The organism is Erysipelatoclostridium sp. An173 (assembly GCF_002160495.1).
Lineage (GTDB): Bacteria > Bacillota_I > Bacilli_A > Erysipelotrichales > Coprobacillaceae > Thomasclavelia > Thomasclavelia merdavium.
This window is the reverse complement of sequence record NZ_NFKR01000005.1, coordinates 39,783-62,417: the sequence shown is the minus strand read 5'-3', so window position 1 is coordinate 62,417 and position 22,635 is coordinate 39,783. Positions and strand designations below refer to the sequence as shown.

The following is a 22,635-nucleotide window of genomic DNA, read 5'->3' as shown; positions in this document are numbered from 1 at the left end:
TATCCTCCTTAATGTTTCAAAAGATTGAGCCGCTCGTAGAGACTGTCTACAGAGCGGCCCTTGGGTTTGGAATCTTCGGTTTTCTTAGGATTGGTCCTGCACTTGGCCGCGATCTTATCCATCAGGGAGTTGACCACAGCGGCTTTGGAATACAGCATGGAAACCGCAGGCGGCTCCATGTCCTCCGGGATCTCCGCCCGTGCCAGGACATCATCGGCAAAGCCAAGTTCCACCGCCTTGTTCGCATCCATCCAGGTTTCCGCGTCCATCAGATGGGACAGCTTGGCGCGGGACAGCCCGGTCTTGATCTCATAGGCGTTGATGATGGAATCCTTCACGCTGCCAAGCATCTCGATGGCTTTCTGCATCTCTGCGGTATCGCCCATCGCTACGGTCATGGGATTGTGGATCATCATCATGGACACCGGCGATACCAGCACCTTCGTGCCGGCCATCGCAATAACCGAGGCGGCGCTGGCTGCGATACCATCGATCTTCACAATTACGTTGTGCGGATAATCCATCAGCATGTTATAGATCTGGGCCGCCGCCACACAGTCCCCGCCGGGACTGTTGATCCAGACCGTGATATCTCCGCTTCCGCCCATCAGTTCCTCTTTAAAAAGCTGGGGTGTGACGTCATCGTCAAACCAGCTTTCCTCGGCGATGGTGCCGTTGAGGAACAGCGTCCGTTCCGCCGGAGCTGTCTCCGTCTCCGCCTGGTTCTTCCACTTCCAGAACTTCTTCATCAGAATCTTCCTCCTTTCCGTCATCGCTAACTTCGGTATTTGCAAAAGCCCCGGCGTTTCCAAGCGGGAGCATATTGCCATTGATAAGGTACAGGTCTCCGCCTTCCTCGGCAGGGATGCGGTCCATGTTCTCCAGTTCCCGGATGTCATTGGCACTCATCCAGCCGTTCTGCCTTGCGGTAGCGTAGCCGGACATCCTGCTGGCATAATCGCCCCGGAGCAGCCCTTCCACGTTGAACTTGGCAAAATACCGTTTCTTTTCCTCCGGGGAAAATAGCGTCCTCTGGATGGACTGCTCCCAGCGCACCAGCCAGGGTTCCAGCGTGTATTTCACGAACTCCAGTGACTGCTGCTCAATGTTGGAAAAGCTCGACTTCTCCAGGTCGCCCACCATGTGGGGCGGCACCCGGAAAATCCGGGCGATCTCATTGATCTGGAACTTCCTCGTTTCCAGAAACTGCGCCTGTTCCGGGGAGATGCCGATGGGCGTGTACTTCATGCCCTCTTCCAGCACGGCAATCTTATTGCTGTTGCCGCTGCCGCCGAAGGTGGACTGCCAGCTTTCCCGGACACGCTGCGGGTCTTTGATGGTACCCGGATGCTCCAGGACGCCGCCAGGTGCCGCACCGTTGGCAAAGAACTTCGCCCCGTACTCCTCACAGGCAATCGCCATGCCGATGGCGTTCTTTGCCATAGCGATAGGGGAATACCCCACCAGCCCGTCAAAGCCAAGCCCTGGGATATGCAGCACATCGGAAGGATGCAGCCGGACAAGACTGCCTTTGACCGTAGGTGCGTCATCCATGCTGACGGTGTATTCGTAATAAAGCTGTCCCTTGCTGTCACGATCCACCGTCATCCGGTCCGGCATCAGGGGATAGAGGGCAATGACCTCGCCCTTGCCGTTGCGGATAATCTGGGCATAGGCGTTGCCCCACAGCAAAAGATGGGTCATGAGCGTTTCCCGGAACACAAAAGAACTCATCTCCGGGTTCGGCTCGTCATGCAGGAGCAGATACAACGGATGGTCAATGGCTTTCTCCTTGCCTCCGTCCTCCTTATAGCGGTAAAGGTGCAGAGGAAGACCTGCCACTGCTTCTGCCAGGATGCGGACGCAGGAATACACCGCCGTCATCTGCATGGCAGACCGTTCATTGACCCGCTTGCCCGCAGTGCTTCCTCCAAAGAAAAAGCTGTAGGCGCTGCCTGCGGTGCGGTTGCTCGGAGCGTCTCTTGATCGAAACAGCCCGCTTAAAAATCCCATACAATCACTCCTCTCCGATAAATGGACAGAGAAAAAGCACCGCCTCCGCGATGCCTTCCCTCAAAACTCTCTCTTTTTTCAGTTTCCTTTTCTCATGGCTTCGAATTCCTGACGCAGATTTTCTACACCGGCAAACTCATGGGTATAGACCGGACGGCCTAACGCCTCTTCCACAGCCTTATGGAATAAGGGGAACGGCATACAAAGCCGTTCCTCATATAACTGGAATGCCACGATTTCCTCCGCTGTTTGTGTCTCGTACCACTTGCTCTCTGCCAGCTTTACTGCTTCTTCTCTTGTCATAAACAAAACCTCCTGTTTTTGGTAGGTGCATATTCGCTCTGAATGGGGATATTAGCAAGCGGTTTCTGCGGAATATCTTACACAAACATTCATTGCCCGAATTGTGCATAGTAACTCAGATAAACAAAAGGCCCCGGCTGTCATAAACCGAAGCGCCTGTATCGTTGCCACAGCGGATCGCCCGGTCAAGCCCCATGATGGTGGCAATGGCCCCGTCAATCTTCTCTGTGGATTTTTCCTTGTCCGCCTTGATGTTGCCGGCCGGGTCGGTGCGGATGAAGATGTTGTCCATCATCCACCGCAGCACCGGGTGGCCGCCGTGGGCGATTTTTTCCTCCAGCACCAGCTTCATCAGTTCCTTGGTGGGCGGGGACATATCCTTAAATCCCTGCCCGAAGGGAACCACCGTAAATCCCATGCCCTCCAGGTTCTGCACCATCTGCACAGCACCCCAGCGGTCAAAGGCGATCTCGCGGATGTTGAACCGTTCGCCCAACTGCTCGATGAATTTCTCAATGTAGCCGTAATGAACCACATTTCCCTCTGTAGTCATCAGCGTCCCCTGGCGCTCCCACAGGTCGTAGGGGACATGGTCGCGCCGGACACGAAGATCCAGCGTTTCTTCCGGTATCCAGAAGTACGGCAGGATGTAGTATTTATCCTCCTCATCCAGCGGCGGGAACACCAGCACAAAGGCCGTGATGTCCGTAGTGGAGGAAAGATCCAGACCGCCGTAGCAGACGCGCCCCTCCAGATCGTCCTCAGAAACCGGGAAGGCGCAGGCGTCCCACTTGTCCAGCGGCATCCAGCGGACGGACTGCTTCACCCACTGGTTGAGCCTTAACTGCCGGAAAGCGTTCTCCTCGCCGGGATTCTGCTGGGCGGATTCACAAGCGGCTTTCACCTTATCAATGCCCACCGTGATGCCAAGGGAAGGATTGGCCTTTTTCCACACCTTGGGGTCTGTCCAATCCTCATCCTCGGCAGCCCCGTAGATAACAGAATAGAAGGTGGGGTCAACCTTCCTGCCCTCCGCGATGTCGATGGCTTTCTGGTGTACCTCGTAGCAGATGGAGTTAGTGTCGTTGCCCGCTGTGGTGATCAGGAAATACAGCGGCTGCATCCGGGCATCGCCGGAGCCCTGGAGCATGACGTCAAAGAGTTTCCGGTTGGGCTGGGTATGCAGCTCATCAAAGATCACGCCGTGGGTATTGAAACCGTGCTTGTTCGCTACATCCGCCGAAAGCACCTGGTAGGAAGAATTGGTGGGCAGATAGGTGATTTTCTTCTGGGATTCCAGGATCTTCACCCGCTTGGAAAGCGCCGGGCAGAACCGCACCATATCCACTGCCACATCAAACACGATTTTTGCCTGGTTGCGGTCAGCGGCGCAGCCGTACACCTCGGCCCGTTCCTCGCCGTCCCCACATAGGAGCAGGAGCGCCACAGCGGCGGCAAGCTCCGACTTGCCCTGTTTCTTGGGGATCTCAATGTACGCCGTGTTGAACTGACGGTAGCCGTTGGGCTTTAAGACACCGAACAGGTCGCGGATGATCTGCTCCTGCCAGTCGATCAGTTCAAAGGGCTTTCCCGCCCAGGTGCCCTTGGTATGACAGAGGGACTCAATGAACATCACCGCATAGTCGGCGGCGTCCTTATCGTAGTGCGAGGTCTTTGCCATAAACTTTGTAGGCTTGTATTTCTTCAGTTTCCGCATGGACATCACCTCCCGAATGGCATAAAAATAGCCGCATCTCTGCGACCTCCAAAATGGTTCTGTACGAGAGAAAGAGCCATGCGGCTCGATCTCAGGTTATTGTCTTTGCTGTTGTTACTGCTGCATCGCCCAGGCGATGGCGTGGCCACCATCCTCGAAAAGTTCTGCGCTCATGGAGATGAGGTTCAGGCGGCACTCAATGTAGCTGTACCCGGTTTCTTCCGGTGTCTCGATGAACTCGTACACCCCGGCGATGAATCCCTTCCAGGCATGGTCGGTGACCAGTACCTTGTCGCCCATCTTCAGCACCGCGCCCTCGCCGGCGGTGACCTTCATCGAAAGGTTCTCCATCGTGCTGGTGTTCGGCAGCCGGTAGCGGTTTACGCAGTTCTCGGTGTAGTCCTCGTATCTCTTAATCCCTGTTTCTTTCATCTTCGTATCCTCCGTTTTCTTCGTTTTCCCTTTCGGTGTGTACATATTCGCTCTAAAAGCACATATTATCAAGTTAATTCGGAGCATAATCTGTACAAAAATTGGAGGAACAAATTGTGTATATCACTCCTGCGTATGGCGGTGGATTGTCTCAATGATCTGCTCCTGTTCAGATGGCTCCACGCCGATGGACTGGAGAGCCTGACGGGTGCCGCAGTCCGGGCAGATGAGCGTTTCGTTGTCCTCTCTGGAAAGCGCCGGAGCGCCGTGGTAGATCCTGCCGCAAAGCGGGCAGACAGCCATCCTTGTGATGTTATCCTTCATATCCGCATACCTCCAGGCATTTATCATAAGCATCAACCAGAATATCCTTGTCGAAGCGGAAGGTGTCGTACCCTTCCAGGCAGGTCCGCATATAGAAATTGCTCGGAATCCCAATCAGCCTGTCCTCATGCATGATGTAGGCAAAGGCCGTCACCGTCCTGCGCTTCCCGGTGCGGATGCCTTTGTACTGAAGCCGGATGTCCCTTTTGTAGTAAAAGTTGGGAAATCCTTCGTAGCGGTCGAGAGCGGCTTCATCGGTTGCTGTTACCTCCCAGATCACCACAGGGACTGTGCCGCCTTCGCTTTCCTCGATGGTCAGGTAGGAGCCGGTCTTACTCCCCTTAAAAAGCAGTTCCCAGCCCTTCAGGTTGGCCGTGCCGAGGATCGTGGCGTGGGGACAGCGCATCCGCATCTGCCCGACATTCAGGTTGCTGCCGTAAGCAATGTAGTATCTTTTTTCTTTCATGGTATCCATCCTTTCCGAAGGGGTTACCCTTCTACCACCTTAAGACCGCCGAGGCGGTCAAGGGTAAGGTGGCAGGAGGCTAACTCCTGCGTGTCCTTCAAGCGGCGGCTCTACCGTGCCGGAAGGCTGTGTCCCCAGAAAGATTGCGGGTCAGAAAATCCCTGGCCGTTGCGAACTCCTCACCGATGAAGCCCAGGCGGAGGAGCCAGGTGCGCATGGCGTATTTGGGGTTCTCGTTCTGCTGGGGCTTAGGGCTTGCCGTCCGCACATCCTTTGCCATCTGGCTTAAGGCCAGGCAAAGCTGGATGTAGCTCTTAAGCTGCCCTGCGTGGATGCCGCCCCGGCGCTCGGCTGTCGGCTCATCAAACTGGAAGAGCCGGAACTCGACCGTGCCTTTGGTAAAAGTGGCGTGGAGGTTGAGCATATGGTAGCGGCTATCGTTGTAATGGTGGTTTCTTCCGTAGCTTGCGCCGTTGCTGTTGTACCAGATGTCCGCAAGCTGTGACATTGTGCGGGGCTTCCTGCGGTTGACCTGCTCCAAGAACCGTGGGTCTACCGTGCGGCAGTAGCGGTTCATGCGACCCCGGTCAAGCTTCAACGCCTCGGCAATCAGGCTCTCGTGACTCGCCATGATGTTGGCAAGGTTCCGAAGGCTCTGCGGCGTGTGCCCCTGCGCTCCGATGTGGATGTGAACTCCACACCCCCGGCTGGCATCGCTTTTCGCTCCGGCGTGTCTAAGCTGCCTGCAAAGCTCCTGCAGGGTTTCGATGTCGCCGTAGGTCAGGATTGGGGTGACCAGTTCGCATTTCTGTTCTTCCGGTCCCGCAATAGAAACGTCCTTCTGGAATTTCCATTCGCGTCCCTGGCCGTCCCATGCGCTCCAGGTGCTGTACCCGTTGCGGCCGGCGGTGTTCTCGTATCTGCCTGTGCCGAAGTAGGTAGCGGCAACCTTCGCTGCCTTCTGGCGGGTGATGCTGTTCATCTCCACCTCGACCCCGATGGTCTGGTTCTTCATCTCTGCAATCTGCCTTGCTGTTTTCTCGTTCATTCTGAAATCCTCCGTTTTTCTGCCCTGCGGCTGTGTGTTTTCCCTTTCGGTGTACACATATTCGCTCTAAAAGAGGATAATAGCAAGTTAATTCCGCGTTATATATTACACAAAGATGACCGCGGGATATTGTGTAGTTTATGGCTGTTTCTCACCGCCAAGGCCAGCCACTACAAGCTGTATCCCAAGCCGGAATCCATCCTTAAATCCCTCGCAGACCTGCAGCCGTTCCAGTTCTGAAGCATTCTCCAAAAGGTGCCCCAGCACTTCCTTTTCCTTATCGCCCAGGACCTTTTTCAACCATTGGATGTCCTGATCCACCTGCCCACTGAGCAAATCCATTTCCGGCGTATTGCCCCTGCGGTTTTCCCACGGCACGATTTTCCCATAATAAAGCCGGTCTAAAATATCCTGTTCCATTCAAGTATCCTCCTCATCTGTGCAAACTTCCATGCCCATTTTCAGCTCTGTATATATCTTGGCGTACCGCCTCTGTTCACTGCCTTCGGAGGCAGCCATGGCCCGCAGGAAAAACTGCTCCGCCTCCCTGCGGCTATACCATTCCTCCATCCTGCCGTAGCAGACGGTCCTGACTGCCGGAATTTTCTTCACGACATCCTCTCCGTAAACTACATTCAGGCCGCTGCCATTGTCCCAGCGCATGAGGAGGGAGCCGGTGTCATCCACGCCTTTGACAGTGCCTTTCGTGCCGGCGGACGGAGCCTGCGCATCATCCATCCGCACCAGTTCCACACGGGTACCGGCGGGATATTCCCGGCAGATGCGCTCCACGATTTCTCTACTCGGAAACTTCATGGCTCACACCCCCGTTCTTGAAAGCCGAGGAACCGGTCAGGTTCTTCAGCAGGATTTTGCGTTCCGCTTTATACTCGCTGCCGATGAAGCCCAGGCGCAGGAGAAAACACCGGAAGGCGTATTTCTCATTGTCCACCGGCTTCTCGGTCGCTGTTACCCGCTTGGCATTCCTGCTCATCTCGCAAAGCGCGGAAATGAAGTGGGTGTAGGCGGCTGCGGAGTCTGCGTCTACCTGGGGGAACCAGGGGAACGCCACCCGGTCGTCCAGCACCTCGATGCGAAGGTCGGTGATGCCCAGAGCCTTCCGTATCAGATTCCCTTTGGCGTCCAGCAGCTTGGTAAGATTGCCCACCGCCACCTTGTCCAGCGGGATTTCCACCGTAAGCCCCGCATTTGCCTCCTGCGGCTCGGTTTCGCTTTTTTCGGATAGTTCTGCCTCCCTCGCATTAAACCAAGCCTGCGCCATTTCCGCCGGCGCTGCTACGATCCCCCGGTCAGCAAGCTGCTCCAGCAGGTTTTCCACTTCCTCACTGTCAGCCCGGTCGTCAAACTCCAGCGTACCTTCTTTCGTTACTGTAAAGTAGTCGATTTCGTAAGCGGCGCTCGGCATCCCTTTGTACTGCGGCCTGACCTCCAGGATTTCCCCGATGGCTGTTACCAGCGCCTTCCTTTCCGCGCCTGTTCTGTGAAATTCAATTCGCATTCTCTGTACCTCCTTGTTTTTCGGTACTACATTCATCACTCTAAGCGGCGGAAATAGCAAGCGAATCCGGCGCAAAATATGTCACAACAAAAAGTCCGGGAATTGTGAGTAGTACACAATGCCGGAAAGCACAAAATAGACATTGGGGAGTGCCACGCCATTGCCCCACATTTTATATTCTGCACTGTCGGAGTGAGGATTCTTCAGCCACTTGATGATCTGGTTCCGGCTCTTAGGCTTGGAGGAAGTCCCCATGACGGAGCGGTGTGTCTCAAACACCTCTGTCCAGAACTCGATCTCCTCCTCGGTCGGCTTGTCTGTCCCAAGCCCGGCGCACCACCAGTCCGGGAACCCCTGCAGTCTGGCACATTCGGTGGGCGTCAGCCTGCGGACGATGTATTCCGGCTCTGTCTCGTTCACTACAGGCGGGTCTTTATAGTCCCTTGCCATCAAGGTCGGGGACTGTTCCTTGAGCATCTGGGTGTAAGTGCCGGTGGTCATGCAGTAAGCCACCGCATGACGGTCAGCAGCATCCAGCGTGAAAGACACATCTTCGTTCACGCCGCTGCCCTGGGGTCCGTTCTTATCCGCCCTGCCGATCATGGAGCCCTGCAGGGCTACTACAGCCATGCCGCCCTGGTTGCAGGTGGGATTGCCGCCGTTCGCATCCAGGCATCTGGAAGTTTCCGCTTCATAGAACCCGCTCTTTGGATTATCGGATTTCATGGCGTTGCTGTCCTTGGAACAGATGCCGTAAACTCTGACTGCCAGTTCATTGCACCGGGCCTCGCCCATATCGTAAGTGTTCAGCGTGTTCGCCACATCAGATGCTTTCCACTGCTGCCCCTCATCGGGAGAGTGGGGCCGGGTACCTTTCACGAACGGCACGAATACCGCCTGGTCATTGTTGCAGCCCAGCGTGGCGGATTTGTTATCCTGGATCAGCGCGCCCTTGCCGCCGCCCTCGCAGCCGGAGCGGATCTTCAGCGTCTTGGGTGTCTCCACCACAAAGGGCTGGTTGTTTCCGCCTGTGCCATAGGTAGACATGACCGTAGGGGCTGTCTCCAGCGGGCCGGTGTATCTGGTGTCCTGGCTATGGTTCTCATAGACCGCCGCCGGCACCGTACCGGCACGGAGAGTAGGCGAGGTTTCCTCCTCATACCCGATGCCCCTTGCCTGTGCGGAATGCTCGGTACAAAAGCCTGCCGCCCCCATCACGCAGGGCGGGTGCCCATGGTTTTCTGCCCGGAGCGTTGCCGCAACATCCTCCGTCACATCCATGCGGCTGCCGCCCTGGTCGTTTAAGCAGACGCAGCCTGACGCTCCAGCGCCTTCCGCAAAAGTTCCGGCAGCTCCTTGCCACGGGCGGAAGCCCTGCGGAGTATACCCAGACACGCCTTCGGACTCAAATAGTATTTTTCCGGCACTCCTGCCTGCAAAATCTGCGACAAGGTAGATGCGTTTTCTGCGTTGGGGGACTCCCCAGTACTGCGCATCAAATACCCGCCATGCGAGACTGAAATCGTCTGCCACGATCTCCCCGGCGGCTGGCCACTTCGCAGGTCGAGCAGGATCAATCTTGTATCCTTTGACCGAGCAGATCTCTTCGAGGACGGATTGGAAGTCCGCGCCCTTGTTGGAGCTGAACGCACCAGGGACGTTCTCCCAGACGATATACCTTGGATATCTGCCATCAGTTGCACACCTCATTTCCTTTACGATCCGGACGGCTTCATAGAAAAGGCTGGAGCGGGAGCCGTCCAGACCTTCCCTCCGGCCCGCGATGCTCATGTCCTGGCAAGGGCTGCCGAAGGTAATGACATCCACCGGCTCAATCTTCCCACCGTCCATCCGGGAGACATCGCCGTAATGCTTCATAAACGGAAGCCGCTTTGTGGTCACCCGGATGGGGAACGGCTCGATTTCCGATGCCCAAACGGGGGTAATGCCGGAGAGCAAGCCGCCAAGAGGGAAACCGCCGGAACCGTCAAACAGGCTGCCGAGGGTCAGTTTGTCATGGAGCATTGACAACACCCCCATCCCAGAAATCAAAAAATGCGCTGTTCTGCGAGAGTTCCGCATAACGCGCACATTTTCCAGCGACTTTTCTTTCAATCCAATCCGGTGCTTTTCCAGTATCGTTATATCTCCCATACTGTCCAAACATACAAAGCATTCCAATATTCCGCGCTTTTACTGCATCTTCAAAGGTATCAAAATAGCCAAGGTGTATCTCTTGCTGGCAGATTTTTATTCTTGCCCGGAATTTGCGCCTTGGCGGATAATAACTCACGCCACTGACACCGGAAGTATTATTTTTCTGCAGCGGCTGGTTCATCTGGTTCTGCTGATGTGTACAATAACGGATATTGCACCTGCGATTGTCAAATGTGTCCAGATTTATATGGTCTATTTCATAGCCCGGCCTGTGTTCAAACAGATAATCATGGAGGGTTCGTCCCTTACAGTCAATCACATAATATTGGCTGCCATTTCCTTTGCTGCCCAGATAAAATTTAACTGTACGAATCTTTTCGACCATATCGGCATCTATCACAAAAATCTGACCGCTTGCCAGTTCCCCATAGGCTACAAGGCCGTCTTCAGAAAACCGATATTTTACATTACTCATCTGCAATTACCTCCGCCATATCAAGTGCCTGTTCGTAGGTATGTTCCTTTCCATCCCGGATCAACAGCACACCATCCGCACTGTTGCCATGCTGGTTCATGTAACGCATAACTGCCACATCTACAAACTTTGGTTCCAGTTCCACCCCATAACAGATCCGCCCGATCTGGTCACAGGCAATCAGCGTGGATGCTGAACCCAGAAACCCATCCAGTACGATTCCATTTACCTGTGTGCTTTGCTGTATCAGATACGCAATGAGAGGAACAGGTTTACTGGAAGGATGACCATGTCCGTCCTCTTTTGAATTCTTGATTCCATCAAATTCAAAGACGGCTTTCTGTTTCTGGTCTCCATACCACTTGTGCTTTCCATCCTTTCTCCAGCCAAAGATGATCGGTTCCATGTTGAACTTCCAGTCTGTCCGCATCAGCGGAGCCCTGGGCTTTTTCCAGATGAGTCCGGCGCCGACCTTGAACCCGGCATCCTCAAAGGCGTCATAAAACACACGCGCTTTCATAGTGGCGTAAAATTCATAGATAGAAGCGTCAATGGCCATGGCATCTTTGAAGTTCGTAAATGCTTTCATGAGGAACTCGTAGGCCTGGGCATCCTCCAGATCGTCGTTTGCGATCCGCCCGGACTGGCTCTCCAGTTTAACAAAATACGGGGCGTCCGTGCAGACCAGGTTGACCTTCGTGTCTCTAAGAAGCAAACGGAACGTCTCCGGGTCTGTGGAATCCCCGCAGATGACGGTATGTTTTCCAAGCCTCCAGATGTCACCTGCTTTGGAAAAGCAGGGCTTCTCCAGTTCCGCTTCCACATCGAAGTCATCTTCCTTCGCCTCATCATCTGTACCAAACAGGTCTGCCAGTTCCTTTTCATCAAAACCGGTCAGCAGGGGATCAAAGTCCATACCCTGCAAGGACTCAATCTCCACCCGCAGAAGTTCCTCATCCCATCCGGCATCCATCGCCATGCGGTTGTCCGCAATGATATAGGCTTTCTTCTGCGCTTCCGTCATTTCATCCACAAAAACGCACGGAACTTCTTTGTATCCTTCTGCCTTTGCGCCGATAAGACGTCCGTGTCCTGCCAGAACGTTGTAATCTCTATCAACAATAATCGGATTTACAAATCCAAACTCCCGTAAAGAAGCCCGAAGCTTGTTTATCTGCTCCGGGCTGTGTGTCCTTGCATTATTGATATATGGGACAAGCCGATTAATATCAACCAACTGGAATTCTGTAATTGTTTTATGTTCCATGCTGCACCTCCTTCGGCAGAATTGTACGGATTCTTTGGACGATTTTTGAAATAGTCGAATGTGAAACATTATTTATCCGCCCTAATTCGCACATAGACATTCCGAAATGCTCATACAGAATATATAATGTGAGCCAGTCTGCTAACGGTATGGCTAATTCATGTTTGGCGGCATGCGGATCAAACAATCCCGTACTAATCGCATGAGCATTATTTTCAGCAACTGTACACCATTCGAGATTTGAGAGGGCATTATTCTGTTTGTTGCCATCTTTATGGTTTACTACAAGATTTTGCCTTTCTCCAATCCACGCATTTAGCATCATTCTATGTGCCTTAAGATGTTTTTTGATTCCATCTATCGTGATGCGATACGTAACATAGCCATACTTATCGATTGATCCGTTTAGTTTCATTATCCTGTATTTTTCAACTAAATTTCCTGCCTTGGAATACTGTCTGTGACAAATTGAATAGAAGTTCCCGTAGCGATCACAAACATAACAATCGTTCTCTGGGCAAAAATGATAATCATCCACACCGAGAGTCTTCATCTGTTCATCAACCCAAATTAATGCTCCTTCCGAATGAGATGTAGTTTTCATCGCACCAGCCCCCATTCCGCAAATTTCTCAAAACCGCCAAGGCTCCGGATGTATCTCCGGGCAGTCTCCACGATCTCAGCGTAGGGAACACCGTCCACTGTATCATCCCCGATGGCGCAGCACAGTTCCACTGGCTTTCCGGTTTCCTGCGCTTTGAGCCAAGCGTAGATGTTCACAGACACATCCGCTTTGGAGAGGTCTTTCCCATGAAGCCCGCCGCCCGTCACGGAATCGGCCATGTCGCTGCCCAGCTTCCGGTTGGCCGCGCCGGAGTCCACATCCGTGCCACCGGTCCAGTCTCCCAGGGGATTGACCTCGGCGGAAGGATATAACCTTTTTAGTTCTTCCGTAGGCGCATTGCTCTGGCAGAGGATCAGCCTTGCTTCATCAATGATGTACTTCCCATCCGAAGGGTAAGTGTGATACACACTTTTTGCAATCTCGCAGAGTGCTTTCTGCTCCTCCGTGACCGGCACCCCTTTGAAGATGCCATTGTCGCCGCAGCGGATTCCTTCTGCCTGGTTATTGGCAAGGCGTCCGTCCTGCGGAACTTCCACATAATCCGTGTGCAAGTTTCCGCCGATGCGATTCACGATGGCGTCCACCTCATCCAGCGGGATGTGTACCGAACTCTCCGCAATGATGTGGCAGACACCGTGGCCGATGAGGACTTCCACGGCGATCCTGGGATTTTCCTCTTTTCTGTACGCCGCATCCACCAGTGCGCCGGCAATACGGTCCGCCACCTTATCCGGGTGGCACGGATTTACTTTCTCAAACATGGCTTTACCCCTTCCTTGCCCGGAGCAATCGCTCCATCAAATCATCCTGGGGAGAAACCTCCCCGTAATCGGTGCTGCAGTTTTCTTTCACGATCTGGAAGATTTCGTTCCAGAGCCGCACCGCCTGGTTCATATAGTTGATGCCGATATTGATGAACGGAGACGGGATTGGCTTCTGGGTGGTCGGGTGCTTGGATAGGAAGCCCATACGGTTAGTCATCTCCTCGCACTGAATCCAGCGGGCGGAGCACATAGCATACCGTTCTAATAGCTGGGGAGACACTTTCGCCGCACAGCCCACCTTTTTCAGCCACTCCCAGGTTTCCGTGTAGATCTCCTCCGCCTGGAGCGTACTCCCATCACGCTGCTCTGCGGAGAGGAACTCATGGGGCTTTGGCATATCGACACCCTCGACTTCGGGAATGTCCAGCACTTCCAGCTTCCGTCCGCCCGGATTGCCGTTCTCGGCTTTCTCCTTGACCGCAGACTTTTTCCTTCCCGCACCGGGTCTCGCACCGCCGCGCCCGCCTGTGTTATTGGATTTTGTCGGCATTTTCTCACCCCTTTCCTCGAAAAAATAAGCAGCCGTAGCCGGCCGCCCTTAATTACCCTTTTGATTTCGCCTTTTTCGCACGCGAGACCCCGCGCCCGTTCCCCGGCCGCTCTGCCGTAGAGATTTTGACCGCCCTTGGGGCCTTTAGTGATTGTGCCAGCGATCCCCACGTTCTGCATGAATTTTCGCATGACAAGAAGAACATAAGGACATAAGATTTGTTTCGCTGTGATCACCGCCCTCTGCCAGAGGCTTGATGTGATGCACCTGCTCCGCTTTTACGAGCCTGCCTTCCCGTTGGCACCGCTCACAAAGCGGGTGCGCATTCATGTACCGGTCACGGATGCGTTTCCATGCCCGTCCGTACCTGCGCTTGGCTGCCGGGTCCCGGCCGTACTTTTCGTACCGTTGATTCTCCAGCTTTTGATGTTCCTCACAGAACCTGCCATCCGTCAGCTTGGGACAGCCGGGGTAGGAACACGGCCGCTTTGGTTTCCTTGGCATCGGCTCACCTCCTCCGGGCATAAAGAAAGCCCCACAGGATTTCTCCCATGAGGCTGGCTGTCTTTATGCAGTTTTCGATGTTACTATCGTACCATGTCCAAATGGAAACTTCATCTCACAGAGTGGACATCAGGCTTTCCCAAACAGGAGGATGGTCAGGCGCTCCAGCGCCCGGTTCTTCCTGCGGTATGCGGAAGCCCGTTCAATCTGGAAATAGTCTGCCACATCGTCAGCGGCATTACTTCCGTACTGGTTGTCCTCACCATAGAACGCTTCCAGCACATACCGTTCATCCTCTGTCAGTTCTTTCCAGGCTGGGACGAACCACGCCATGTATTCCACCGCCTGCCGGTATCGTTCCTTCAAAACATCGATCTCCTCAATGCCCTTGACGATCCTCTCCTCTGAAGCCTGCGGATTATGGCTGCGGGGCATCCCGTCAAGCTGCGGGCTGCTGATGCCTTCCATCTTCTCATAGGCTCTTTTGATTTCGTCATCCGTGTGGCCGATAATAAATTTCATGCTGCCGTAATCCTTCAAGGCGTCCACAGCCGCCGACCGTTTATCAAGATACTTCCAGATAATGCTCATACCCGGTACCTCCAATCAAAGATTTTTTTATTCCCCCGGATTTTCACAGATTGTCTTTGATTGGCTCCTTGTTTTCATGGTTTGGCTCAGATTTTCAGATCCGCTTTCACGGCTTCGATCAACGCTGCCTGTGTGGTGTCCTTTTCCGACAGGGCCTTCATGATCCGCTCGTCAATCGTACCTTTCGTGATGATATGCTGCACCACCACGGTATCGGACTGCTGGCCCTGCCGCCAGAGACGGGCGTTGGTCTGCTGGTAAAGTTCCAGGGACCAGGTCAGTCCAAACCATACAAGGGTGGAACCTCCGCTTTGAAGGTTCAGCCCGTGTCCCGCCGATGCCGGGTGGATCAGGGCCACCGGAAGTTCCCCGGCATTCCATCTGCGGATGCTTTCCGAAGAATCCAGCCTGGAAAACGGGATCTTCAGCTTATGGAGCCGTTCCGTGATCCGTTCCAGGTCGTGCCGGAACCAGTAAGCCACCAGGAGCGGTTTCCCTCCCATACTCTCGATGATGTCCTCCAAGGCATCCAGTTTCCGGTCATGGATGGCAATGGTCTCTCCTTCATCTGTGTATACCGCGCCATTCGCCATCTGGGAGAGCTTCCCGGAAAGAGCCGCAGCATTGGCGGCGGTGATTTCCCCGTCCGGGAGCTGCAGCAACAGATCCCGCTTGAAGGAAACATACCGTTGCGTTTCCTCCTCAGAGAGATACACTTCATAGCCGGAGGAAACGAACTGTGGCATATGCAGGTAATCTGTGGATTTCATGGAAATCGTGATGTCGGAGATCAGCCGGTAGATCTGTTCCTCCGCCCCTGGAAGGGGCTTGTAGGAAAACACCACCTGCCCATTGCGCTTGTCCGGCAGGAAGAACCGGGTGCGGTACTGCCCAATAAACCTCCCCAGCCGCTGCCCCATATCCAGCAGCTTAAACTCAGCCCATAGATCCATCAGCCCGTTGCTGCTGGGCGTCCCGGTCAGTCCCACGATCCGTCCCACCTTCGGCCGCACCTTCATCATGGCACGGAACCGCTTGGACTGGTGATTCTTGAAAGAAGATAACTCATCAACCACCACCATGTCGTAATCAAAGGGGATGCCGCTTGCCTCCACCAGCCACTGCACGTTCTCCCGGTTGATGATGTAAATGTCTGCCTGCCGTCTCAGCGCCGCCCGCCGCTCCGCCTCTGTTCCCACAGCCACGGAATAGATCAGGCCGCCCAGGTGGTCCCATTTCTCAATCTCTGCCGGCCAGGTATCCCGTGCCACACGCAGGGGTGCGATCACGATGGCTTTGTGGATCTCAAAGCGGTCAAACAGCAGGTCGTTCAAAGCGGTCAGGGTAATGCTCGTCTTGCCAAGCCCCATCGACAAAAGCACCGCCGCAACAGGGTGTGTCTCGATATACTCCGTGGCATGGCTCTGATACTCATGGGGACTGTATTTCATCCATGATCCCTCCAATCTGCCCCTCGTCATCCAGCACATACACCTTAAAGCCCAATCGCCGAAGGAGCCTGTGCCTGGAAAGCTGCAGGGGCCTCGGTTTTTCTCCCGGTGCTTTTACCTCCACAAAGCCGATGTGTCCGCCCGGCATCAGCACTAAGCGGTCGGGCATCCCGGCAAATCCGGGAGAGGTAAATTTCGGTGCGATGCCGCCTGCCGCTTTTACGGCTTTTGCCAGGGTCTGTTCAATCTGCCGCTCCCGCATATTCCCTCCATAACACCTCAAATGCCTCCACCGCTCCGCTGCAGGCGCCGATACGGCCAAGGTACCGCGCAATAACATCATGTTCTGCCAGAACCGGGAATTCAAAGTCGCGGAGCATATCCCGGACAAAATCCCCGCATGGCGTGGCGTCCGCCTCGAAGTTCCTCGCCCAGCGGAAGAACGGGCTGGGATTGTCATTGATCTCTCGTGTCAGCTCAATGCGGTACTTCCAGTTCAGGCTGTTCGGATTCACGGGCCGGTATCCGGCAAGCAGCATGGCGTCCTTGAACTCGTTGTTGGTAAGGTAAACGCCCGTATCATGTTCCAGCAGGTGTTTCATCCCGTAACTCGTGTGTCCCTGTAGGATCTTCTTCCCGGCTCGAATATTCTTTCTGATCCATCCGTCAACCGCGGTAACCACAGCATCCTCACGGCCGGTGATCAGCGCCCCATCGGTAAATCCGTTCTCATTCGTATAAGGCCTTCCATTTTTGATCATTTCCGATTTCTCCTTTCAGAAGTTGTCCCGTCCAGCCCTTGTCCACAGGGCCTGTCCACAGCAAAAACCCTTGAAATCACTGCGTTTTTGCCGCTTCTGCGGACAAGTGGACGGAAAATTCCCTTACGCGCGAAATACGCGTGTTCGCGCGTGTGCAGGACGGGATCTATATCCATATAAATTCATGTTTTTGTCTTATATAGGTTTTTCTGTCCAGTTGTCCAGTAAGATACCGGAAACCCTTGTGCTGACTGCGTTTTCCGGCCATGGACAACCCCAGGACAGGTGTGGGACGGCTCAGGTTGTCCTCGTATATATGCGCTGCCGCCCATAGATGGGGAGCATCTGCCGCATCCCGCATTTCTCCCAGCCCTCGATCCGCACCATAATGGCAGATATGGCATAGGAGTCCGAGGGGCGCATCTCCTCCTTGCTTTTGCCGAAGCATTCGCACCAGATCTCGATGTTGCTCACGGTCTGCCGCTTTACAGTACCCTCAGCCCTGGTCGGATCATCAATATCTCGGATATACTCCCTGCGCCTGTAATAATCCATGCTGTCCCAATCATCGGGAAGAAGCATATCCAGATAATTCCGCACGATGCCCTCGCGGTCGTCCTGCTCCATCGCTTCCCGCTGTTCCTGCCTGGCGTAAGCCTCAATGTCAGCATCAAGATACAGCTTTTCTCCCGACCTGGCGATCTCGGCGACCTCCGCCCATATCTGCCGGACCACCTCGGCGGTCATTTCCCAGGGCTTGCACTTTCCCTGGCCGGTAACCTTGACGTTCCAGAACCTGCGGTTTCCGGTAATATCGCGGAGATACCCGTTCTCGCTGTTGGTCGTGCCGAAGAACACACATTGCCTTGGGTGCGGAGTCACCCTCCGCCCAAAACTGGCGCGGTATTTGTCGTCCTGTCTGGAAATAAAGGCTTTGACCTTGTCGATGTCCGCCTTTTTCATGCCCGCAAGTTCGCCGATCTCCAGAATCCAGTACCCCTGCAGTTTCTCAGCGGCTGTTTTATCGTTCATGTCAGAAAGGGCAAGGCTGTCTGAGAACCACTCCCCACCAAGGGCGGAAATGAGGGTGCTTTTGCCAATACCTTGAGCCCCGTTTAAAACAATCATGTTGTCAAACTTGATGCCGGGATAATGTACCCTCATATACGCTGCGCACAGCGACTTCCTGGTGACCGCCCTGACATAGCGGTTGTCCTCCGCACCGAGATAATCGATCAGCACGGTCTCTGCCCGCCTGACCTTATCCCATGGCGGAAGGGACTCGAACATTTCCCGGATCGGGTGATAGGAACGGTCGTCCGTCACCTTGGTAACTGCGATACGGTAATTACGTTCTGAAAACGAGCCATAATGGGAATCTACAAAACTGATGAGCTGCGCGTCATCCGCATCCCGCCAGAACCTTGCCGGATGTTTCCATGGCACCTCGCCTTTGATCTCCATGCCGTCTGCCAACTGGTTAAACACGATTCCTTTGAGGTTGGGATCGTTCTCCATAATCAGGGTAATGTTATGGAGGTTGTTTTTTAACACCATAGAACGAGACTCATACTCCAGCTTTTTCTTCCAGGTATCGTCCCCGTCCGTGAAACAAAAGTCCGTTTCTGCCGCCTGCTGCTTTTTCTCAAGGATCAGCATTTTGACCGTCTCGTCCCTGCTGGCGAAATCCGCCATGGAACGGAAGGACTTCTTTTCGTCCTCATCGCCGAACAGATGGATGCGGACAATGTCAAAGGCGCTGCACAGCTTCAGATATGCCGGGTCTTTGGCGTGGTGGCTGTATACAAATTTGCCGCCCTCCTTGATCTCCACACCCGGCTGACTGCTCGACTCCTTAAAGCGATAGCGTGTCCCATCCGCTGAAAGCTCATAAATGTCACTCAGGAATTTTTCCATGGCGAGGTTTATAGGAAAGTAGGCGTTATTGAAAACTCCAACAATACCTTCCTTTTCCAGCGGATCTGCCTGTTTCTTATCCCCGATCCCCTTCGCCCGGCTCTCCCTGGAGGAGGTAGGCAGCCTGGTAGGGTCTGTCCATTCCGGATGCGCCGACAGGATTTCGTCCGGGTCAAGCCACGGCCCGTCCGTCTCCTTATAGACAAACTCCCCGTTGGCCGGTGTGCTGGGCCAGTACATGAGCTGGTTGGGCAGGTAGGAGCATTCGTCAAAATAGTCCATGCCCAGGGACTGGGCCAGGTATCTTGCCACCGCCACATACTCCTCCGGCGTTACATCCCTCGTCAGAGGGACCAGTATCCGCACCCGCGGCGTCTCCGGCGTGTGGCTGTGGGTGCTGTAGAGGATGGAGGTGTAGGGAACCCGGCGTTCATAGTCCTCCAGGAATTCCGCCTCGATCCGGTCCCCGTCCAGCGTTACCATGGACCGGGAGACCACCGTGTCGATCTTGCGCCTCCCGTCCTTTAGCACGCCAGCTACAATGCCGCCGTGGTCCTTCGCGGCGTCCCGTTTCGACCTGGGGAGCCGGGCGTATTCCTCTGCGGACTCCGTTGTACGGATTGTCACTTTCAGCCGTCCCTTCAAAGCGGAGAGTTCGATCTTCTTGTTCGTCAACTGTTTCGTGCTGCGGCTGTTGGCGCAGGCAATGTTTAATTCGCGCATGGCATCTCCTCCAATTCCTCTGTGAAATACCGCACGGGTATCTTTTTCCTTTCCGCTTTCGCAATCTCTGTCCGCATACCCGCAGATATGACGCTGCCGAACACCCACACCTGTTCGCATTTCGTGAGCAGTACCATTCCCATGAACAGGGCAAGTTCCCGCTCCGTCGGGCTGCTATCATCCATGAACTGCGGATAAAGCAGGTGAGGGGTAATGGGGATGCAGGTATTCCGTACTGCAAAACGACTGTATGCCCTTGCCATGTTCACATTCCGTTCCACATCGCCAGCGTAGGGAGAGCATATATAGACCAGCGGCCGGTATACACGCTTTGTCGCTTTTTCCTCTTTCTCAATATTGGAAAGAGCCTCGTATGTGGTTGGATCGTAATAACCCTCGCTGTTATATTTGTTGATGCCCATAGGCTGCACCTCCTTCTAATCCTTCTGATAAAACTCGCATTCGTATCCGTCTGCCCGCAGCTTCAACCCTTTCGCCCAGGGCGGCGTCCTGCCCATCTGTTCGCAAACCGCCGTAACCGACATTCTCCGGTCAGCCTCAATGATAATCTCGTCATGCACATGGGCAACAATGGAGCAGTTTTTTAAAGTCTGCATGGCATTGCAGAGAATATCGCGGGCGGTACCCTGGACGATATTCTCCACAAACTTGGGGCCATAACTCTCCAGCCGTTCCCACTTCTTTGTTCCGCCCACGCCCATGTAAGTCACCGACTCCCCACCGAACTGGTTCTCGCCAATCCTCGGTTTCACATAGGCGAGCCGCCGGCCGGAAGGAAGGGTGATAAAGAGCATGGCGCTCCGGTAATCAAAGCGGAGGCCGTGTGTCTCCGTGGGGATTCTCATTTTGACGCATTCTTTCACAGCCCGATCCACATCCCACCAGAAACGGACGATATTGGGATTTGCCGCTCTCCAGCTATCCACCAGCGGTTGAAGTTCCTCCTCCGTCATTCCGGCCTCCAACGCACCCATTGCCTTCAGCGCACCGACGCTGCCACCATACCCGCAGGACAGAGTCGCCTGTTTTCCTTTCTGGCGCAGCTCTGCGTTCTCCCCATGCTTTTCCACCCGGCAGTGGAACATACGGGCAGCAGTCTCACAGTAAATGTCTCCGCCTTTTTCAAAAACCTCCAATACCCATTTCTCTCCGGCCAGCCAAGCCAGCACTCTCGCTTCGATGGCGGAAAAATCTGCCACAATGAGTTTCCTGCCATCCTGCGGCACAAATGCCGTGCGGATAAGCTGGGAGAGGGTATCCGGGATATCTTCATAGAGCATGGAAAGTGCTTCATAATTACCGCTCCGCACCAAAGCCCGCGCCTGTGCCAAATCTGGCATGGTATTCTTATACAGATTTTGCAACTGGATCAGCCGCCCGGAGAACCGGCCGGTGCGGTTCGCCCCGTAAAAAACGAACATTCCATGCGCCCGGCTGTCTGCGCAGACTGCATTCTCCATCGCCGTATATTTCTTCACGCTATTCTTGGCGAGCTGCTGCCTAAGCGAGAGAACCTCCCTCAGCGGCTCCGGCGCTGTCTTAACCAGCTCCGCCACCGCTGTCTTTCCCAGGGTGTCTGTTTCCAGTCCGTGGTCTGCCAGCCACTGTTTCATCTGCTGTACAGAATTCGGGTTTTCCAGTTCCGTCAGCTCCTGCATGGAGGCGGTCAGCCATTCACGGGAGCGGGCATCCATGGCAATAGCCTGCCGGACCAGTTCCATGTCCACGCCGATTCCCCGGTCATTGATCTCCTGATCGAGCTGGTATTCCTCCCAGATAAAATCCGGCACGGGAAATCTGGAGAGCCTCTCCTGGATCTGCATTTCCGTCTCCACATCCCGCAGGTTATATGCCTTGAACCGCTCCCATTTCTCCGGGTCGTGTTCCGCCAGGTTCCGCGTCCTGCCGCCATTGGCTTTCGTCGGTCTGCAGGGGACGCAGAAATAGCGAATTAGGTCTTTGCCTTCCGTCAGCTTCTGCTTCTCCAGCCCCAGCACTGCGCCCACGCTTTCCAGGGAACGGGGAAGGCCCAGTGTTGAGGCCCACACCATAGAGCAGCGCCAAGATGCCGGAGCAAGATAGTCACCGGCCGGATAGCCGAGGAGCCGTGAGAGACAAATCCGTTCAAACTGCGAGTTGAATGACCACTTCTCTACAGTTTCATCTTCCAGCGCATCCAGAATCTCTTGCGGGAGTTTCTCTCCACAGGCAAGGTCGGTCACCTGTACCGCCCCGCCATCGATGGAATATGCGGCAAGCAGGATTTCAAAATCTTCGCTCTCGCAGTATCGGTACACCCCACATTTCGTAAGATCCACACTGCTGTACGTTTCCAAATCCCATGATATAGATTTCAAGTTTATCATCTCCCTTCAATGCCTTAAGGGCGGCAGGGGGAATCCCCCGCCACCCGGTTCCAGCGGTTTTCTGTGTCAGGAGAGGAAATCCTCGTCCTCATCCGCGAAGTCATCCTCCGGGCGGGACTTGCCGCCCAGCGGCTCACCGTCACGGATCTTCTGCAGGTTGTTCAGGCCACAGGCAATCCCCTTATTGCCATTGGAATTGAACGCATAAAAGTTGATGCTCGCCCTGCCGTATACACCGCTGTAAACCTCGGAAGTGTCCAGGATTGGCTGGCGATCCGCATCCACAATGCCCGGAGCCGTGGCGCTGTTGGCGTTGACGAAATAGGCGTTTGCGTAGGCTTCATCGTCCGAGCGTTCCGCATCCCCGTCACGGAGCGGCGTCTTTAAGACGGAAAGTGCGGGGACGCTCCGGCCGTTGCCCTTCAGCTTGGCCTCGCCTTCTTTGTAGGCAGCTTCGATAGCCGCTTTGATCTTGTTGATGGTGACCGTGTCCGACTTGGGGATGATCAGGCTGACGCTGTACTTGGGCGTGCCGCCGTTGATGGACTTGGGCTGCCACACGTTGCAATAGCTCCATCTGGTATTGGGGCCGGTGATCACTTTCATCGGGTTCTTGACTTTATTTGACATTCTGGTTTCCT

Annotated in this window: 25 protein-coding genes and 1 pseudogene; all 26 read right to left on the bottom strand. The window is 54.5% G+C overall.

The window, feature by feature from the left end:
• Positions 1–8 precede the first annotated feature (8 nt).
• Positions 9–749 (bottom strand): head maturation protease, ClpP-related, encoded by a 741-nt coding sequence (locus tag B5F09_RS03535; RefSeq protein ID WP_087371660.1) that lies wholly within the window; start codon positions 747–749, stop codon positions 9–11.
• Complete coding sequence (locus tag B5F09_RS03530) at positions 646–2,013, bottom strand: phage portal protein (protein ID WP_087371657.1); 1,368 nt, start codon at positions 2,011–2,013, stop codon at positions 646–648. The genes B5F09_RS03535 and B5F09_RS03530 overlap by 104 nt, the downstream gene beginning before the upstream one ends.
• Positions 2,014–2,091: 78 nt before the next feature.
• A complete protein-coding gene (locus B5F09_RS03525; protein WP_087371654.1) occupies positions 2,092–2,316 on the bottom strand; it encodes a hypothetical protein in 225 nt (74 codons plus the stop codon).
• Positions 2,317–2,431: 115 nt separating this feature from the next.
• A complete protein-coding gene (locus tag B5F09_RS03520) occupies positions 2,432–4,033 on the bottom strand; it encodes a terminase large subunit (protein ID WP_177570565.1) in 1,602 nt (533 codons plus the stop codon).
• A gap of 114 nt (positions 4,034–4,147) precedes the next feature.
• Entirely contained in the window at positions 4,148–4,465 is a 318-nt protein-coding gene (locus B5F09_RS03515) for a hypothetical protein (RefSeq protein WP_239404233.1), read from the bottom strand.
• Positions 4,466–4,588: 123 nt separating this feature from the next.
• Positions 4,589–4,789, bottom strand: a complete 201-nt coding sequence (locus B5F09_RS03510; protein WP_087371645.1) for a hypothetical protein — start codon at positions 4,787–4,789, stop codon at positions 4,589–4,591.
• Complete coding sequence (locus tag B5F09_RS03505; protein ID WP_087371848.1) at positions 4,779–5,255, bottom strand: gamma-glutamylcyclotransferase family protein; 477 nt, start codon at positions 5,253–5,255, stop codon at positions 4,779–4,781. Before B5F09_RS03505 ends, B5F09_RS03510 begins: the two co-directional genes overlap by 11 nt.
• Positions 5,256–5,352: 97 nt before the next feature.
• Complete coding sequence (locus tag B5F09_RS03500; protein ID WP_087371641.1) at positions 5,353–6,303, bottom strand: amidoligase family protein; 951 nt, start codon at positions 6,301–6,303, stop codon at positions 5,353–5,355.
• Positions 6,304–6,441: 138 nt separating this feature from the next.
• Complete coding sequence (locus tag B5F09_RS03495; RefSeq protein ID WP_087371638.1) at positions 6,442–6,723, bottom strand: DUF6809 family protein; 282 nt, start codon at positions 6,721–6,723, stop codon at positions 6,442–6,444.
• A 180-nt stretch (positions 6,724–6,903) separates the two neighbouring features.
• Positions 6,904–7,119, bottom strand: a pseudogene (locus B5F09_RS15355) (DUF4314 domain-containing protein); the annotation flags it as partial.
• The gene (locus B5F09_RS03485; RefSeq protein ID WP_087371633.1) at positions 7,103–7,822 is read right to left on the bottom strand and encodes a virulence protein; all 720 of its coding nucleotides are present in this window, start codon (positions 7,820–7,822) and stop codon (positions 7,103–7,105) included. The gene B5F09_RS03485 and the pseudogene B5F09_RS15355, both read right to left, overlap by 17 nt.
• A gap of 81 nt (positions 7,823–7,903) precedes the next feature.
• Positions 7,904–9,847 (bottom strand): DNA cytosine methyltransferase, encoded by a 1,944-nt coding sequence (gene dcm, locus B5F09_RS03480; RefSeq protein WP_087371630.1) that lies wholly within the window; start codon positions 9,845–9,847, stop codon positions 7,904–7,906.
• The gene (locus B5F09_RS03475) at positions 9,837–10,454 is read right to left on the bottom strand and encodes an HNH endonuclease (RefSeq protein ID WP_087371626.1); all 618 of its coding nucleotides are present in this window, start codon (positions 10,452–10,454) and stop codon (positions 9,837–9,839) included. Before B5F09_RS03475 ends, dcm begins: the two co-directional genes overlap by 11 nt.
• A complete protein-coding gene (locus tag B5F09_RS03470; protein WP_087314847.1) occupies positions 10,447–11,721 on the bottom strand; it encodes a site-specific DNA-methyltransferase in 1,275 nt (424 codons plus the stop codon). The genes B5F09_RS03475 and B5F09_RS03470 overlap by 8 nt, the downstream gene beginning before the upstream one ends.
• Entirely contained in the window at positions 11,711–12,325 is a 615-nt protein-coding gene (locus B5F09_RS03465; protein ID WP_087314845.1) for an HNH endonuclease, read from the bottom strand. Before B5F09_RS03465 ends, B5F09_RS03470 begins: the two co-directional genes overlap by 11 nt.
• The gene (locus B5F09_RS03460) at positions 12,322–13,107 is read right to left on the bottom strand and encodes an S-adenosylmethionine synthetase N-terminal domain-containing protein (protein WP_087371623.1); all 786 of its coding nucleotides are present in this window, start codon (positions 13,105–13,107) and stop codon (positions 12,322–12,324) included. Before B5F09_RS03460 ends, B5F09_RS03465 begins: the two co-directional genes overlap by 4 nt.
• 4 nt (positions 13,108–13,111) lie before the next feature.
• Complete coding sequence (locus B5F09_RS03455; RefSeq protein WP_087371621.1) at positions 13,112–13,660, bottom strand: P27 family phage terminase small subunit; 549 nt, start codon at positions 13,658–13,660, stop codon at positions 13,112–13,114.
• A 144-nt stretch (positions 13,661–13,804) separates the two neighbouring features.
• The gene (locus B5F09_RS03450) at positions 13,805–14,164 is read right to left on the bottom strand and encodes an HNH endonuclease (RefSeq protein WP_087371618.1); all 360 of its coding nucleotides are present in this window, start codon (positions 14,162–14,164) and stop codon (positions 13,805–13,807) included.
• A gap of 129 nt (positions 14,165–14,293) precedes the next feature.
• Positions 14,294–14,755, bottom strand: a complete 462-nt coding sequence (locus tag B5F09_RS03445) for a hypothetical protein (RefSeq protein ID WP_087371614.1) — start codon at positions 14,753–14,755, stop codon at positions 14,294–14,296.
• 86 nt (positions 14,756–14,841) lie between these two features.
• Positions 14,842–16,206 (bottom strand): DEAD/DEAH box helicase, encoded by a 1,365-nt coding sequence (locus tag B5F09_RS03440; protein WP_087371611.1) that lies wholly within the window; start codon positions 16,204–16,206, stop codon positions 14,842–14,844.
• Positions 16,187–16,468 (bottom strand): VRR-NUC domain-containing protein, encoded by a 282-nt coding sequence (locus B5F09_RS03435; RefSeq protein ID WP_087314835.1) that lies wholly within the window; start codon positions 16,466–16,468, stop codon positions 16,187–16,189. Before B5F09_RS03435 ends, B5F09_RS03440 begins: the two co-directional genes overlap by 20 nt.
• Positions 16,449–16,967, bottom strand: coding sequence for a YozE family protein (locus tag B5F09_RS03430; RefSeq protein WP_087371608.1), 519 nt, complete (start codon positions 16,965–16,967; stop codon positions 16,449–16,451). Before B5F09_RS03430 ends, B5F09_RS03435 begins: the two co-directional genes overlap by 20 nt.
• A 297-nt stretch (positions 16,968–17,264) precedes the next feature.
• Positions 17,265–19,607 (bottom strand): virulence-associated E family protein, encoded by a 2,343-nt coding sequence (locus B5F09_RS03425; protein ID WP_087371606.1) that lies wholly within the window; start codon positions 19,605–19,607, stop codon positions 17,265–17,267.
• Positions 19,595–20,029 (bottom strand): DUF4406 domain-containing protein, encoded by a 435-nt coding sequence (locus tag B5F09_RS03420; RefSeq protein WP_087371603.1) that lies wholly within the window; start codon positions 20,027–20,029, stop codon positions 19,595–19,597. Before B5F09_RS03420 ends, B5F09_RS03425 begins: the two co-directional genes overlap by 13 nt.
• A gap of 15 nt (positions 20,030–20,044) precedes the next feature.
• Positions 20,045–21,985: a DNA polymerase gene (locus B5F09_RS03415; protein ID WP_204215207.1), complete on the bottom strand. Its 1,941-nt coding sequence runs from the start codon at positions 21,983–21,985 to the stop codon at positions 20,045–20,047.
• A gap of 75 nt (positions 21,986–22,060) precedes the next feature.
• A complete protein-coding gene (locus tag B5F09_RS03410) occupies positions 22,061–22,624 on the bottom strand; it encodes a DUF2815 family protein (protein WP_087371597.1) in 564 nt (187 codons plus the stop codon).
• Between the last annotated feature and the right edge of the window lie 11 nt (positions 22,625–22,635).

What these genes read in the sequence shown, in the direction of transcription:
- B5F09_RS03425 (WP_087371606.1), bottom strand. Translation starts at nt 19,607, where the DNA reads ATGCGCGAATTAAACATTGCCTGCGCCAACAGCCGCAGCACGAAACAG.
- B5F09_RS03455 (WP_087371621.1), bottom strand. Translation starts at nt 13,660, where the DNA reads ATGCCGACAAAATCCAATAACACAGGCGGGCGCGGCGGTGCGAGACCC.
- B5F09_RS03475 (WP_087371626.1), bottom strand. Translation starts at nt 10,454, where the DNA reads ATGAGTAATGTAAAATATCGGTTTTCTGAAGACGGCCTTGTAGCCTAT.
- B5F09_RS03530 (WP_087371657.1), bottom strand. Translation starts at nt 2,013, where the DNA reads ATGGGATTTTTAAGCGGGCTGTTTCGATCAAGAGACGCTCCGAGCAAC.
- B5F09_RS03440 (WP_087371611.1), bottom strand. Translation starts at nt 16,206, where the DNA reads ATGAAATACAGTCCCCATGAGTATCAGAGCCATGCCACGGAGTATATC.
- B5F09_RS03420 (WP_087371603.1), bottom strand. Translation starts at nt 20,029, where the DNA reads ATGGGCATCAACAAATATAACAGCGAGGGTTATTACGATCCAACCACA.
- B5F09_RS03445 (WP_087371614.1), bottom strand. Translation starts at nt 14,755, where the DNA reads ATGAGCATTATCTGGAAGTATCTTGATAAACGGTCGGCGGCTGTGGAC.
- B5F09_RS03430 (WP_087371608.1), bottom strand. Translation starts at nt 16,967, where the DNA reads ATGATCAAAAATGGAAGGCCTTATACGAATGAGAACGGATTTACCGAT.
- B5F09_RS03520 (WP_177570565.1), bottom strand. Translation starts at nt 4,033, where the DNA reads ATGCGGAAACTGAAGAAATACAAGCCTACAAAGTTTATGGCAAAGACC.
- dcm (WP_087371630.1), bottom strand. Translation starts at nt 9,847, where the DNA reads ATGCTCCATGACAAACTGACCCTCGGCAGCCTGTTTGACGGTTCCGGC.
- B5F09_RS03460 (WP_087371623.1), bottom strand. Translation starts at nt 13,107, where the DNA reads ATGTTTGAGAAAGTAAATCCGTGCCACCCGGATAAGGTGGCGGACCGT.
- B5F09_RS03485 (WP_087371633.1), bottom strand. Translation starts at nt 7,822, where the DNA reads ATGCGAATTGAATTTCACAGAACAGGCGCGGAAAGGAAGGCGCTGGTA.
- B5F09_RS03495 (WP_087371638.1), bottom strand. Translation starts at nt 6,723, where the DNA reads ATGGAACAGGATATTTTAGACCGGCTTTATTATGGGAAAATCGTGCCG.
- B5F09_RS03510 (WP_087371645.1), bottom strand. Translation starts at nt 4,789, where the DNA reads ATGAAGGATAACATCACAAGGATGGCTGTCTGCCCGCTTTGCGGCAGG.
- B5F09_RS03500 (WP_087371641.1), bottom strand. Translation starts at nt 6,303, where the DNA reads ATGAACGAGAAAACAGCAAGGCAGATTGCAGAGATGAAGAACCAGACC.
- B5F09_RS03525 (WP_087371654.1), bottom strand. Translation starts at nt 2,316, where the DNA reads ATGACAAGAGAAGAAGCAGTAAAGCTGGCAGAGAGCAAGTGGTACGAG.
- B5F09_RS03535 (WP_087371660.1), bottom strand. Translation starts at nt 749, where the DNA reads ATGAAGAAGTTCTGGAAGTGGAAGAACCAGGCGGAGACGGAGACAGCT.
- B5F09_RS03470 (WP_087314847.1), bottom strand. Translation starts at nt 11,721, where the DNA reads ATGGAACATAAAACAATTACAGAATTCCAGTTGGTTGATATTAATCGG.
- B5F09_RS03465 (WP_087314845.1), bottom strand. Translation starts at nt 12,325, where the DNA reads ATGAAAACTACATCTCATTCGGAAGGAGCATTAATTTGGGTTGATGAA.
- B5F09_RS03515 (WP_239404233.1), bottom strand. Translation starts at nt 4,465, where the DNA reads ATGAAAGAAACAGGGATTAAGAGATACGAGGACTACACCGAGAACTGC.
- B5F09_RS03435 (WP_087314835.1), bottom strand. Translation starts at nt 16,468, where the DNA reads ATGCGGGAGCGGCAGATTGAACAGACCCTGGCAAAAGCCGTAAAAGCG.
- B5F09_RS03505 (WP_087371848.1), bottom strand. Translation starts at nt 5,255, where the DNA reads ATGAAAGAAAAAAGATACTACATTGCTTACGGCAGCAACCTGAATGTC.
- B5F09_RS03410 (WP_087371597.1), bottom strand. Translation starts at nt 22,624, where the DNA reads ATGTCAAATAAAGTCAAGAACCCGATGAAAGTGATCACCGGCCCCAAT.
- B5F09_RS03450 (WP_087371618.1), bottom strand. Translation starts at nt 14,164, where the DNA reads ATGCCAAGGAAACCAAAGCGGCCGTGTTCCTACCCCGGCTGTCCCAAG.